General features: G+C 68.1%; 11 protein-coding genes and 1 pseudogene. 1 reads left to right on the top strand and 11 read right to left on the bottom strand.

The window, feature by feature from the left end; all coding sequences use genetic code 11:
- Positions 1-152: 152 nt before the first annotated feature.
- Complete coding sequence (locus tag G6027_RS18220; RefSeq protein WP_241727281.1) at positions 153-1,688, bottom strand: IS1634 family transposase; 1,536 nt, start codon at positions 1,686-1,688, stop codon at positions 153-155.
- A 161-nt stretch (positions 1,689-1,849) separates the two neighbouring features.
- Between G6027_RS18220 and G6027_RS18215 the strand changes: the two are divergent.
- Positions 1,850-2,314 (top strand): annotated as a pseudogene (locus G6027_RS18215) (IS21 family transposase); the annotation flags it as partial.
- Positions 2,315-2,321: 7 nt separating this feature from the next.
- Here the strand turns inward: G6027_RS18215 and G6027_RS18210 are convergent.
- From G6027_RS18210 to G6027_RS18165, 10 genes are all read right to left on the bottom strand, one after another.
- A protein-coding gene (locus G6027_RS18210) for an IS3 family transposase (protein ID WP_182638349.1) occupies positions 2,322-3,526 on the bottom strand; the annotation gives its coding sequence in 2 pieces (ribosomal slippage) (positions 2,322-3,239 and positions 3,242-3,526; 1,203 coding nt in all).
- A 235-nt stretch (positions 3,527-3,761) separates the two neighbouring features.
- On the bottom strand, positions 3,762-4,574 hold the full coding sequence (locus G6027_RS18205; protein ID WP_182638351.1) for a sucrase ferredoxin: 813 nt from the start codon (positions 4,572-4,574) through the stop codon (positions 3,762-3,764).
- Positions 4,575-4,671: 97 nt separating this feature from the next.
- A complete protein-coding gene (locus G6027_RS18200) occupies positions 4,672-5,880 on the bottom strand; it encodes a cupin domain-containing protein (protein ID WP_182638348.1) in 1,209 nt (402 codons plus the stop codon).
- Positions 5,881-5,886: 6 nt separating this feature from the next.
- Positions 5,887-6,153, bottom strand: a complete 267-nt coding sequence (locus tag G6027_RS18195) for a BatC protein (protein WP_182638347.1) — start codon at positions 6,151-6,153, stop codon at positions 5,887-5,889.
- A 184-nt stretch (positions 6,154-6,337) separates the two neighbouring features.
- A complete protein-coding gene (locus G6027_RS18190; protein ID WP_182638346.1) occupies positions 6,338-7,609 on the bottom strand; it encodes a helix-turn-helix domain-containing protein in 1,272 nt (423 codons plus the stop codon).
- Between the two features lie 34 nt (positions 7,610-7,643).
- Positions 7,644-9,059, bottom strand: a complete 1,416-nt coding sequence (locus G6027_RS18185) for an NAD(P)/FAD-dependent oxidoreductase (protein WP_182638345.1) — start codon at positions 9,057-9,059, stop codon at positions 7,644-7,646.
- Positions 9,060-9,128: 69 nt separating this feature from the next.
- The gene (locus G6027_RS18180; RefSeq protein WP_182638344.1) at positions 9,129-10,982 is read right to left on the bottom strand and encodes a DUF3556 domain-containing protein; all 1,854 of its coding nucleotides are present in this window, start codon (positions 10,980-10,982) and stop codon (positions 9,129-9,131) included.
- A 49-nt stretch (positions 10,983-11,031) separates the two neighbouring features.
- Positions 11,032-12,507, bottom strand: a complete 1,476-nt coding sequence (locus G6027_RS18175; RefSeq protein WP_241727280.1) for an AMP-binding protein — start codon at positions 12,505-12,507, stop codon at positions 11,032-11,034.
- Positions 12,508-12,814: 307 nt separating this feature from the next.
- Complete coding sequence (locus G6027_RS18170; RefSeq protein WP_182638343.1) at positions 12,815-13,345, bottom strand: hypothetical protein; 531 nt, start codon at positions 13,343-13,345, stop codon at positions 12,815-12,817.
- The gene (locus G6027_RS18165; RefSeq protein ID WP_182638342.1) at positions 13,342-13,572 is read right to left on the bottom strand and encodes a helix-turn-helix transcriptional regulator; all 231 of its coding nucleotides are present in this window, start codon (positions 13,570-13,572) and stop codon (positions 13,342-13,344) included. Before G6027_RS18165 ends, G6027_RS18170 begins: the two co-directional genes overlap by 4 nt.
- Between the last annotated feature and the right edge of the window lie 389 nt (positions 13,573-13,961).

Below are 13,961 nucleotides of genomic sequence, written 5' to 3'. Positions count from 1 at the left end.
ACGGTAGAAGTTCCGGCCGCACTCAGACCGGGGTTCCGCAGCTGGTGGGCACACGGTAGGCGCCGAAAGTTGGTGTGACCTGCGGTAAGGCATGTTGAAGCCCGCAGGGGTCGTGTTACTACGGCCCCTGCGGGTCTGCGCGCGGGGCGGTGTCAGGTGGTGGTGAAGTCGGCGAACTTCGGTGGCTCGGGCAGTTCGAGGTCGCGCCAGATCTGCTTTTGGGCCTCGGTGGGCTGGGAGCGCTGCCTGACGGTGCCTTCGCTGGTGGCCAGGGTGACCAGGTGGAGCCGGTCGAGTTCATGCCGCAGGGTGCGCCAGGTCTGCCCGGTGGTGGTCTCGGCGACGCGGATCAACAGCAGTGCGAGCCAGCACAGTTGCACGTGGGCGCGGATCCGGTCCTCGCGACGGTGGAACACCGGCCGCAGGCCGAGGCTGCTTTTCATGTCCCGCCAGCCGGCCTCCACGGCCAGGAGTTGCTTGTAGGCCGCGGCCAGATCTTCGGCGGTCAGGGTGGTGTCGGAGGTGCGCAGCAGCCACTTGCCGTCGAGCTGGGCCTCGCGCTTGGCGGCGGCCCGGTCGATGCGCAGCAGGCCAGTGGCGGTACGGCGCAGGTAGCGGCGCAGGCCCGGCTTGTTCTTCAGCGAGCCGACGAACTCCGAGCGCTTCGCGGGAGTCCACGCATCGGAGCCATCGATCAATCCGGCCAGATGGTCCATCAGGTTCGCCCGGACTGCCTGGTCGCGGTCTGCCTGGTCGGGGTTGTGGCAGATCACGAACCGCACCGCCCGGGCGCCACCATCGCCGTCACCCTGGCCACCGGGGGCGACGCGCACTTCCTTCACACGCAGATTGCCTGCCACAGTGCGGTAGCGCCCCGGGCGGGCCAGGGCAGCGGTGGCCTCACGGTTGGTGTGGCGCAGCTTCTCGGCGTGGATGTAGTGCCCGCCACCGCGGGTGAGATAGCTGCGGTTGGCCTGCGAGGCGAAGCCACGGTCGGCGACCCACACCATTCGGCGCAGGTTCCAGTCGTCCAGATCGTCCTTGATGGTGCGGATGATCTGACTGTCACCGGTGTCGCCCGGGAAGGTCCAGCAGCGCACCGGGATGCCATCGCGGGTGACGGCCATCGCGATGACCACCTGCGGTAGATCGGTGCGGAAGTCTTTGGAGTGGCCGAACGCGCGGGCCCCGGACTCGACCGGATTGGCGTCCTCGTCGCCAGGGTTGTCGTCCTGGAGTTCGGGCAGCTCGTCGGGGTGGTCGGTCTCAAAATAGGTGCTGGTGGTGTCGACGAACACGATGTCCAGATCGAGGTTGAGCAGGTTCGCCACGGAGTCGAAGATCTCGGCGGCGATCTCCTCGAGCACCTCCAGGAGGAAGTCCATCGCCCGGTAGGCGTGATCCTCGCCCAGTTCGGCCAGCCCGTCGATCGCGACCCGCTCGCCCACCCAGCCGGTCGCCGCCAGCTTCGATCCTGGTTCCAAGGCCCGCTGGGCGACCAGGGCGAACAGCACCCGTTCGGTGAACTGCCCATCCAACCGGCGACCGTCAGCGGCGCGGCGGATCGCCGCCCCGATGCCCAGTCGCTGCCACATCTGGTCCAGGGTCCAGGCCCCGCCGAGGCGACGCGAATCAAGGATCTCCACGTCCCCGCCCGCCACCGCGGCGGTGGCCTGCTCAGGCGTCATGAGTATTCGGTGTTCTGAGCGCCAGTCGTATTGGGCTTGGGAGCCGGTGGCTGCTTGACGCTCTGGACGCCGTCGGAGCCACGGTTATTCTGCTTCAGAGCCACCTTCTTAGGCTCCTTCCGCCGGGTGTAACGGGCACCTGGCGGAAGGAGCAGTTCCCAATGGTAAGGAAGATCAAGGCGAAACTCGTCTTGCAACTACGGTCCGAGGGGTTGTCGGGCAGAGCGATCGCCGCCTCGCAGCAGATCTCGCGCAACAGCGTGGCATCGGTGCTGGAGGCCGCCGATGTGGCCGGGGTGCGGTGGGACGACATCGCCGAACTGCCCGACGCCGAGGTGTACTCACTGCTGTTTCCCGGCCGCAGCGAACACCAGAGCGTCTTCGCCGAGCCTGACTGGGCCCAGGTGCACCGGGAGATGGCCCGGGTCGGGGTGACGATGAAGCTGCTGCATGGCGAGTACACCGACCAGTGCGCCACCTCGGGCACCCCGGCGATGGGCTACGACCGATTCTGCAAGCAGTACCAACAACATGTGCTGGTCACCGGGCTGGCCTCCCGGGTCGGGCACAAGGCTGGCCAGACGGTCGAAGTCGACTGGTCGGGACTGCTGCACGAACAGGTGACAGATGGGGTTAGGCCGCCTGGGTAGCGGCTGTGGTCATGATCAACTCGTATTCGACCGGGGTCAACCTGCCCAGACCTGACTGCCTGCGACGGCGGTGGTAAGTCCTCTCGGTCCAGGTGATGATCGCGATTCGCAACTCCTCACGGGTGGCCCAGGCGCGGCGGTCGAGGACGTTCTTCTGCAGCAGTGCGAACCAGGACTCCATCGCAGCGTTGTCACCAGCCGCGCCCACACGACCCATCGACCCGACCATGCCGTGCCGGTTGAGCGCGTGGACGAACTTCCGGCTGCGGAACTGCGACCCGCGGTCGGTGTGCAGGACACAGCCGGCAACATCTCCGCCGGCTTGCTGACGGCGAGCAACCGCGTTGTTCAGCGCTTCGACAGCCAGCCGGGACTTCATCCGCGAGTCGATCGAGTAGCCGACGATCCGGTTGGAGTAGACGTCCTTGACCGCACAGAGATACAGCTTGCCCTCCCTGGTCCAGTGCTCGGTGATGTCCGCGAGCCACAACTGGTTCGGAGTCTGTGCACGGAACTCGTGGCGGATCACGCCGTGCCGATCGGTCACCGCGCAGAGGTCGTCGTGGACCGGCGGGCCGGGCTTCTTGCCGTTCTTGCCGCGTTTCTTCCCGAACGCCGACCACCAGCCCTGCCGTGAGCAGATCTTCCAGGCGGTACGTTCGGCCATCGACTCGCCGGTTTCGCGGGCTTCGTCGACCAGGAACCGGTAGCCGAACTCGGGGTCGTCGCGGTGGGCGTCGAACAGGGCGTTGGCACGGTAGGCCTGGGTGAGTTCGGCATCGGTGACCGGGGCCGCGAGCCAGCGGTAGTAGGGCTGGCGAGCAAGGTTCAGCACCCGGCAGGTCACCGCGACGGGGATGCCGTCGGCGGCCAACTCACGGACAAGCGGGTACATCATTTTCCCGGCAGGTTGGCCTGCGAAAGGTAGGCAGCGGCCCGGCGCAGGACCTCGTTCTCTTGCTCGAGGAGCTTGATGCGCTTGTTCGCTTCGCGCAGGGCATCCGACTCGTTGGCTGCCCGCGCAGCTGGCGATGGATCGGCTGAATTCTTGTCGTCGATGGTGAGCCATCGCTTGAGGCACGACGGCGAGATGCCGAAGTCCTTCGCGACCTGGGCCACGGACGCGTCGGAGTCGCGGAAGACCCGGATCACGTCCTCGCGGAACTCCTTGGGAAACGCCTTCGGCATGATGCACATCCTTCCAGCGTCGACACACGCCGACGCAGATCAGATGTCACCTATGGGTGCAGCAGTCCCAAGAGACAGGCGGTCAATATCCGAGTTCTGCCCTCCGCACGCTGGATAGCAGCGATTCATCGCACCATGGACAGGTCGGTCCCGGCGACTCGATGTGCTCCTCGTAGTTCGAGAATCGGGAAGTCGATATGCGGTCTGTTGACTCATGAGTCACCACGTTCGCCCGCTACCCGCCCCCGGAGATCTCCACTAGCTCCCACTCCTTGACTGGCCCAGCCGTGCGGGCCTGACACATCGTGAAGATCGGTTCGGAGAAGGTCTCGCGCAGTCGGACCTCGATCAGGCTGTGCGGGCCCTCGAGAGTGACGTCGACGTGCCCCTCCGATTCGACGACGTTCAGCGGGGCGAAGGCGTCGATGCGGTCGTCGCCGAGCGCTGCGCGGGCGTGGTGCTGTGCAACCTGCACCGCCGCCGGGTAGCTGCAGCGGCCACGGAGGTGGCGCGGCTCGACCCGACCCTCGGTGTAGCGGTCGATGATGTCGGCCGGGTCTTCGGCAAGGTCCACGCGCCCGTAGAAGAGCCCGTGCGGCAGGACGACCATGGTTGCGGCAAAACGGTCGCCGCCCAGGTGGGAGCATTCCCAGGTCGCCTCCGGGTACCGCTCGGCGATAAGAGAAGTGGCCTTGCGACCGCGGACAGCGCAGCACTGGTCGTGCTTGCCGTGCGCGCAAATCGCGACCAAAGGGGTATCGGTCGGCGTGCCGGCGGAGCCGTCGAGGGGGATCTCGGCGTACCCCTCCGGCCCGTCGACCTCGTCCCACCGCAGCGATTCCTGCCCGGGTCGGGCGTCGGCCAGAGCCCATCGCCACCGTCGCTGCTCGGAACGCTTACCGGGCCGGCGGATGGCGGCGACCCGGATGTCAGCAGCCTGGGCGCGCTGGGCGATCTCGCGGCCCAGCTCGGTCGAGAGCAGGGCGGGCGAGTCGAGCAACGCCGAATGCCCCCAGGGGCCGCACAGCTCGAGCATGAGCCAGCGCATCCCCCGCGAGCCCGAGCCCTCCAGGCGATCGCCCCGGCGCAGCGCCGACACACTGCACGGTTCCCAGTCCGCATGCCTGGTCACAGGATCACCGACCTCACAGCGCCACCAGCACGGCCTCCCGCAGCAACCGCCGGAGAACCACCAGGCCGTCGTCGGGGTCGAGACCCGGCAGAGTTCCGGCGCTCACGGGAGCACCCTCGAGGACAACGTGCAGGGCGGGAGCGCACAGCGGCGGGAAGGAGACCGATTTGGTGGGCAACTTCAGCACGACAGTGTCCGGGTTGCTCTCGTCCACTGTGCCATGAAGCCCCTCGCGCCACCTCAGCTGAGTATCGGTGTCGAGTGACGCCACGGCGTCGAGGGTGGCCAAGGGTCGAACCGCGGCAGGTCGCGTAAGGTCCAGGTACTTCGCGGCGAGCGCGTCACCGGCGAGATCGCTGAGGTGCTCCTGCTTCTCGGCGATCAACCTTGCCAGCACGTCGAGGACCTCGCGGGTGTGTTCCGCGGTCGAAGCGGCATCGACCGGGGCGAGTCCGAGTGGCAACGACGCGCGCAGCTCCTCCTCGGAGGCCAGCGCCTCGATCATCGCCGTCGCGACATCGTGGCCGGTGAAAGGGGCCACGCCCACGGTGAGGTGGATAGAAGTCTCGCCCTGCGCCTCGGCTGAATGAACCCAGCCGCGCGGCAGGTAGAGGCAGTCCCCCGGTTCGAGCACCGCGTCGATCACCGGCGCGTCCTTCGCTCGTTCGGCGATCGACTCGCGGTGATCGGTCCAGGGCTGATCGGGCAGCGGATGGTGGTGGACGGGCTCGTGCACGCGCCACCGCTTGGAACCGGATACCTGGAGCACAAAGACGTCGTGGACGTCGTAATGCGGATCGAACCCGCGGTTCGCGGGCGGGGTGATGTACGCGTTGGTCTGCACCGGATGGCCGACATCCGAGGTCATGCCCCGGACAAAATCGCTGATCGGCGGCCAGAACCGGTGCAGGCCCTGCAGGACGATCGTCGCCCCGGCGGCGAACTGCGTCAGCACGCCGTCGGGGTCGATCTGATCGGGAATCTGCGCCCCGAAACCGGCGGAGCCGGTGAAGCACGCCCGGTCGACGAGCGTGCCCTCCCGCGCCATTCGGACGAAGGGTGTGCGTACCCCTCGTTCGGCAATGATCTCGTCGACCATCGCCGGAGAGAGCAGGTCTGAGAAGTCTCGCGGCAGCTGCGCTGCCGGACTCAGCAGGGGCCGTTGACCCCACACCTCAGCCGCGAACTCATCCCGCCCACGTGCGACGCACCGCTCGAGCACCAGCGATTACTGCGTGCCGTCAGCGCCGCCGTCGGCACCGTCCGGGTTCGAACCGCCGTCGGCGAGACCCTCGCCGGAATCGGCAGAGCCGTCGGCCCCGCCGTCGTGGCCATCCGGGTTCGAGCCACCGTCAGCGAGGCCTTCGCCCTCACCCTTCATGTGGTGGGCGGAACCGTCGGCCCCGCCGTCGTGACCCTCCGGGTTGGAGCCGCCGTCAGCAACTCCCTCGCCTGACGCTGGGGTGGTGGTCATGTCATCGTCGCTAATAGCCATCTGCGATCCTCTCGTCGGTGCAGGTGCTGACCTGCACGGATTCATGCGGTGTCGCCACGTACCCGGACTGGCCCGGACACGATGGGGCTTGCCGTTCCCACTATGCCACCGGATCGAAGTGCGGGACGACCGGTGGAGAACTGACGCGAACCCGGTACACGCCGGCTACTACGGCAGTCGCCGCTCAGGGCCCCGAGCCGAGGTGTTCGTGAACGCGCAGTGCCAGGGCGAGGTCGAGGGTGTCCCCCACCCGACGCTCCGCGTCGAGGTCGGCGAGGATCCGGGAGATGCGGTAGCGCACGGTGTTCTTGTGCACGTGGAGCAACTCCGCCGTGCGGATCAGACTGCGGTTCTCGGCCAGGTAGGTGGCGAGGGTCTCCCGGGACTCCGCCGCCTGCGGGGTGTCGGCGGCCAGCGGGCCCAGCGTCTCCCGGACCCAGATCCGCGCCTCTGGCGTGTCCTTGGCGATCAGCGCCGTCGCGGCCAGCCCCGGTTCGGCGTAGCTGGTCACCGGCCGCGACCGGCGCCCCGGGGTGGTGGCGCAACTGAACGCGATCCGGGCCTGCTCGTGGCTGCGTTTGAACCCCTCCGGCCCCCACAACGGTTCCCCCATCGCCAGGTGGGCGCCGCCCATGGACTCCCGCAGTCTGGTCAGGTCGAGCGTCCGCACCGCGGCGGCGTCGACCGGGATCCAGTTCCACACGGTCGTCTCGTCGATCGTCACCTGCAGCGGGGGCGCAGGTGAATCGATCACCCCGGCCGCGGCGAGGATCCTGCTGTGCAACCGACGAGCGGAACTCTCCGTATCGGGATCCCACGCGATCACGGCCAGATGCGTCCGCTTGAGCGAGTATCCGGTCTTCGTCTCGAACCGCGTCGCACCGCTTCCCGGGTCGTTCATGAGCTCTTCGATCGCCGAGACCAGCACGCTGCCCGGCATGTCGCTCCAGCGCTGCCGCTCGGACTCGTACGCGTTGAGGACGTAGCGGATGATCCAGTCGATGTACTGGTGTTCCATCATGGCGAACTCGGAGATCACGTCGATGGTGCGCTGGGGCGCGAGATCCCTGGTCTCCATCCGCTGCAGGACCATGCGCTGCATCTCGTGGGCCCCCAGGTGGTAGGCGCGGACCAGGGCGTTGGCGGAGACGTTCCGCTGAGCCAACCGGAAGGCGTACTCGACCGCAGCGGTGGTGGGCTGCAAATGGTCCATCGGGATCTTGTTGCTCATGACGTCCAGGATCGTGCTCACGTTGCCGTGCACACTCGCCGTGAGCAGCTCCAGCAGACCGGTCTCAGCGGACAGGTCGTCGATGGTGTCCGCGATGTAGCCGGTCACGCCGGCGACCACCTCGTCGATGTCCTCCGAGAGCTCACGCGCGAGGTCGGCCAACACGCTCGAGGCCGCCCCCTCGTCGTCGTCATCAGAGGCTCCGACCCGGCGGGCGTCACTCATCACGTTCGGCACTGATCACGTTCGGTGCTCCCGTCTACGTCCCGAGGTACTTCAGCGCCGCGCGCGCGGCGTTGTACCCGGGCATCCCGTGGGCGCCGGCACCCGGCGGCGTCGAGGCCGAACACAGGTACACGCCCGGGATCCCGAGGCTATAGGGGTCGGCGGAGATCCTGGGGCGGAAGACCACCTGCAGACCGGCGTTGGAGCCGCCCACGATGTCGCCGCCACGCTGGTTCTCGTTCTCCGCCTCCAATCGCCACGGTGGCGTGACGTGCGTGGCGACGATGCGGTCGCGGAACCCCGGGGCGAATCGCTCGATCTGCGCAGTGATCGCCTCCTCCGCCTGCCCCGGATAACCGGCGGGCACGTGCGCGTAGGCGTACAGCGGGACGGTGTCCCCGGCGGCCCGGCCCGGGTCGGCCACGTACTGCTGGCCCACCAGCACGAACGGCTTCTCCGGCATCCGGCCCAGCGCAACCGCCTTCTCCGCCTGATGGATCTCGTCGAAGCCCCCGCCGAGGTGCACCGTCCCCGCCCTCCCGCAGTCGGCGTTTCGCCACGGAACCCCGCCGGTGACGGCGTAGTCCACCTTGTAGGCCGCCGGGCCGGCGGTGAAGCGTCGGAACGACGACGCGATCCGATCGGGGAGCCGCGAGCCGTAGACACGCAGGGCGGTGGCCGGGGAGGTGTCGAGGAGGACCAGGTCCGCCGGGGGGATATCCGACGACGACGACACGCGCACCCCGGTGTGGATGCGCCCGCCGTGGTCGGCCAGTTCGGCGGCGAGCGAATCGGCGATCGCCTGCGAGCCGCCCTCGGCCACCACCCACCCGTACTTGTGGCCCGAGGCCCCGATCATCAACCCGACCGCCGAACTCGCGGGCCGGTCGAGTCGGGAGAACACATGGGCGGCGAGCCCGCCGAACAGGGCCCGCCCCCGCTCGGTGCGGAACAGCCTGGCCAGAACCGTCGCGGGTGCCAGGGCACGGGGGCCGAAGAGCGCCAACTTGTCGGGCCGCCTGGGCACGTGGAGGAACGGCCCCATCAGCTCGCCGGCGAGGATGTCGAAGTCCCGGGCCAGATCGTTGAACAGCAGGTGCCAGGCCCGGCCGTCCTCCCCCAACCCCTCGACCGTGCGGGCCACCGAGGTGTAGAGGAGCCCGGCGTCGCCGTTGTCGAGCGGGTGGGCGCAGTCGATCTCCGGGGGGAGCCACCGCAGGCCGTGGCGCTCCAGGCCGAGCGTCTGCAGGAAGGGGGACGCCGCCCCCATCGGATGGATGGCCGAGCAGTGGTCGTGGATCAGCCCCGGGACGGTCAGTTCGCCGGAGCGGGTACCGCCACCGATCGTGTCCGCGGCCTCCAGGACCGTCACGTCGACCCCCTGGCGAGCGAGGTGGACGGCGGCGGCCAGCCCGTTGGGGCCGCTGCCCACGATGGTGGCGGTACTCATTGTTCTCCTCCGGCGTAGTGGTGGGTGGAGAGTTTTCCTGCTCCCCTCGGTGGTCGCCGCGCGGTTACCTCATGAGCTGACCGCCTCGTCGGCCGTGGGCTCGCTCATGGTGTTGTGGTCGGCCGCGTGGTGATCAGCTATGTGGTGGTCGGCCGTGCCCCGGCCGGCCGTGGGCCGACCATCCGACTCGGCCCGCCACGTGGTGTAGCGCGGGATCGGGCCGTTGGGCAGGTGCGGGAGCGCCTCCACCTCGTCGGCCACCATGACGTACCCCTCCTCGATGATCCCGAGCGCCGCGTCGATGATCTTGTACTGCTGGGTGGCCTTGTGGATGGGCTGCGACTCCATCCACACCACCACGAACTCGCCGGGGGCGTAACCGACCCGCTTCTGGATGGCCGCGATCAGACGGTGGTCGTGGAGATGACCGTCGCCGAAGTTGAACCCGATGATCGTGTTGGCGGCGAACTCGGCCTCACGGACGTCGTACTTCTCCAGGTCCTCCCCCAGGTGGTGCATGAGCAGGGAGAACAGGCCCCGCCCGTTGCTGTGCAGCGACCGCCACCCCAGGGTCAGGTCGAGCGTCATCCGCGCCACGCTGGGCTCGTACATCGACTCGAGCTGCACGGCAGTCGTCTTGGCCGGCCGGTCGATGAACTCGTCCAGCTTGGCCTCGGCGCCCGGCGCGAACGCCCACAGTGCGGTGGCCCAGTTGCCCGCGTACTGGCGCATTGAGGGCAGGAACGACACCAGGTCGGGCCGCAGGTTGCCCAGGATCGGGAAGAACACCAGGCCGGCCACGATCAGGGCCAGCAGGAACGGGGTGGAGAAGTCCGTCACGCCGAAGCCGTCCTGGTTGGGGAATCCGAGGAACAGCACGATCGTGGCAAAGGCGAACAGGATGTTCCACTCCAGCGGGACCGCCAGTGGGAACGTGGAGAAGATGAACAGGTGGAAGCACACCATGAGGATGGCGGCGCCGATCGAGAGGTAGATGTTGGTCGAGAACAGCAGCACCAGGGGCGCCACCACCTCCACCAGCGTGCCCAGCACGTGCGCGATGCCCGAGGCCATCCTGGAGGGGCGCAGGTCCTCCGGGTACTTGCGGTAGTGCGCCCTCTTGACCGACGTGGACACGACCCACGGGGTGTTGCTGATCATCGGCGGGATCACGTGGGAGAAGTGCTTGCCCAGTTTGGAGACGCCAGCGCCGATCCACACCGTCGCGATGAGCAGCTTGAGTGCCACCACGATGTCCACGAATGGCAGGAACGAGAAGAACACGATCGCGGGGTAGTACTGCTCACCGCGGGAGGCGATAAAGATGACCTTGTCCCGCAGCCCCATGACCACCAGGAGCACGACCAGCGGCATCACCACGCTCGGGTTGACCACCGACTGGTCCGCCATCCCCCGCGCGGCGACCCCGGGCAGCACCACGGCGAGCAAGAGGTTGGCCAGGATCACGCAGTAGAGCAGGACGTCGAACAGCGATCGAGTGTCCCCGCGGGTGCCCGGTACCTTGTCCGGCCAGGGTGGGAGCCGGATGCCGCCCACCTTTGTCCAGTAGAGGACGCCGCCGGTCATGGGCTTGAAGCGGCCGCACAGTGGACCCCAGGTGCCGCCCAGGCCCATGATCTCCAGCAGCATGGTCCACAGGATGGCCTTCTGGTAGATGATCAGCTCGTTCCACCAGCTACCCACGTCCAGCGGGTTGAATCCGGAGGTCAGGGTGGCCAGCGTGATCCCGATGCCGATCTGCAGGATCAGCACCTTGAACAGGTAGATGACGTTGATCATCTTGGGGGTCCCGAACCCGTGGTCCACCCAGTGGGTGTGCGCGATCCGCACCCGCTCCATGAGCGGGAGCCCGTTGAACTTCGCCGGCTCGATGTCGGGCGGAACGCCCTGTGTGAATCCCATGATGTGCTCCTGTGATCTCGTCTGTGGTGGTGGGGAGGGCGACGCGGCGCTACGCCAGAGCGGCGACGCGACGCAGTGAGGGTTTGTCGATCTTGCCGACCGGGTTGCGGGGCAGTTCGTCGACGAAATGGATCGCCGCGGGCAGCTTGATCTTGGTGATGCGATCGCGCGCGGCCTCGAGGAGGTCGTCCTCGGTGACGTCGGTGTCCGCGTAGGTCACGACGTAGGCGACGGGGATCTCCCCGTAGGTCTGATGTGGCGCTCCGACGACCGCGCACTCAAGCACTGCGGGGTGCGTGGCCAGGGCGTTCTCGATCTCCTTGGGGTACAGGTTCTCCCCGCCCCGGATGATCATGTCCTTGATGCGATCGACCAGCGTGAGGTAGCCGTCGGCGTCGAACTTCCCGACGTCACCGGTGTGCAGCCATCCGTCCTCGATGGTGTCGGCGGTGGCTTCCGGCATCCCCAGGTAGCCCTTCATCACCGTGGGGCCCGAGATCATCACCTCGCCGGCGTAGCCGACGGGCAGCTCACCGCCGTCATGATCGACGACCTTGACGCTGATCCCCGGCAGGGGGATCCCGACGGTGCCGGCCTTGATCGGGCCACCCGGCGGGTTGCACGTGGAGGCGCAGGTCCCCTCGGTGAGGCCGTACCCCTCGACCACCGGGATGCCGAGCACGCCCGTCACTCGGTCGAGAAGCTCCCTCGACACCGGTGCCGCCCCACAGATCGCGCGCCGCAGGCAGCTGAAGTCCCGGTTCTCGGCGCCCGGTGTGTCGGCGAGGGTCGCGAAGATGGCCGGGACGGCGGAGAAGTACGTCGGCCGGTGCTCCTCGATCGCGTCGAGGAAGGTCTCCGGCCTGAACCTCCGCAGGAGGGTCAGTCGGCCACCCACGGCGGCGGGCAGGAGGAAGCTCACGCAGATGGCGTTGACGTGGAACAGCGGCAGGACGAGCAGGCAGTGTTCATCCGGGCGGGCGTCGACGTGCTCGGCCAGCGCGCGTGTCATGTGCTCGAGATTCGCGTGGGTCAGCTCGACACCCTTGGGGCGTCCGGTGGACCCGGAGGTGTAGACCAGCAGCGCCGTGTCCTCCGGCGTGCACGTGGCGGTGGGCACCGTATCGCCGGTGGTGGGGCAGTCCGCGACATCGAGCACTACCGGTGAGACGGTGAGCGCGCGGATCGCGTCCGGCGACTCGGTCACCACGACGAGGGAATTCGAGTCCCCGAGCTGGTGCTCGAGTTCCGCCGGGGCCAGGACCGGGTTGACCGGCGTCGCGACGGCCCGCAGGCTCCAGGCCGCCATCATGGCGACGAGGAACTCGACCCGGTTGGACAGGTGAACCGCCACGACGTCCCGCTCGCCGACGCCGTGGCTCGCGAGGATCCGGGCGTACGCGGACACGAGGTGCGAGAACTCGCGGTAGGTCAGCGCGGTGTTCTCGTCCCGGGCGAACGGTGAGTCGAGACCCTCGGCCCGGTTCCAGACGAAGTATCCGAGCAGGTCAGTGCGCATGAGCATCCAGCAACCTTCGTAGTGATGGGGATCGGTGTGATCCGCAACACTATGGAGTGGCCACGTGCCTGAGAACGGCCCAGGACGCCAAAGAAAGGCCGGGCAGTTGTGCCGGGGAGACAGGGGGGCCGGTCAGCGACCGGACGACTTCTCGGCGCGGCGTGATCTGCTCGACCGGGCGGCGGTTCGGCCCCGGGCGGCTGCGGGCGTTGTCGTCGTCGTCATCATTGACGTGCTCGTCCCTGCACCGGTCACCCTCGCGCGGCCTGCAGGGCGGACGAGATCCGGTAAGCCGCCCACACGGACGCCGCTGCTACCTCCGGCGGTTCGCCTTGCGGTAACTCACGACCGAACCGATGATCCCGCCGACCGCCCCGACCATTCCCCCGACCACGGCGCCCTGTGCCGCACCCCCGAGCAGACCATCCCCCGGCGTCACCGTGACCGAGGGGAAGGGCAGGAGTGGCTGACCCGCGAACACGGTGTAGGTCATCGCGGCGAACGTCAGGGCGATGAGCGCGCACACCGCGACCATGGTGACCAGCGTCGACCTGGCTCCGGACTCCTCGGCGAGGGCATTGAGGTGGACTCCCCGCCGCCGCGCGTACCACTGGGTCGCCGCCGCGGGCAGGATCGTGAGCACGAGGAGAACCGTCGGCACGAGGATCAGGCCGAACGCCGCGGACACGACTGCCCCTGCGAGCCCCGCGTACAGACCGATAGTGAGACCGAACGAACTCGCCTCCATGAACACGGTGCGCTCCCGCTCGTCCCCGTACGCCGGGCTGTCGAGATTCATCACCCGGTCCGACAACCTGTCGAACACGCTGTTGCGCTGATTCATCGGGACTCCTCTTCCAGAGTGAAAAGCTCTTCGACCGACCGCTCCAGGGCCCGCGCGATACGAATCGCCAGGTACACCGACGGCGAATAGTCGCCACGCTCGACCGCGATGATCGTCTGCCTGCTGACACCCACCGCCTCGGCGAGCTCGGCCTGGGTGACCCGCTTGACCTTGCGGCACTCCCGGACCGGGTTCGACCCGACCGCCCCGGACTCTCGAACTGCCATGGCGCAATGTTAATCAGGCTTGACTTTTAATGTCAAGAATAGTTGACCTTGGCGCCGGCGGCGGCTCGCGCCCGTTCTGCTGCGGGCGTTGTCGTCGTCGTCCCCTTAGCCGCCCTCCCGACCCGCGGCCGTCACCCTCGCGCGGCCTGGACCGTGAGTAACACGGGCCGGCAGTGGCATGGCACCCGCATACTGGGTGATCGGGGTCTGCGTGATCGGGCTCCTCACCGTGTCCACGATCGCCGAGACGGGAAAGAAGGCCCTGCCGACATGATCCCCACGCCACCCTCTACGGACCGCGACCGCCGGCCCGGGACGGGTGACGCCGCCGCCCTGCGCGTGGCCGTCGAGCCGACCCGCGACCCCCACCTCGTCGCCGCGGTGGAGGG

The organism is Dietzia sp. SLG310A2-38A2 (assembly GCF_014145095.1).
Classification (GTDB): Bacteria; Actinomycetota; Actinomycetes; order Mycobacteriales; family Mycobacteriaceae; genus Dietzia.
The sequence above is the reverse complement of the archived record's forward strand: the minus strand, read 5'-3'. Positions and strand labels throughout refer to the sequence as shown.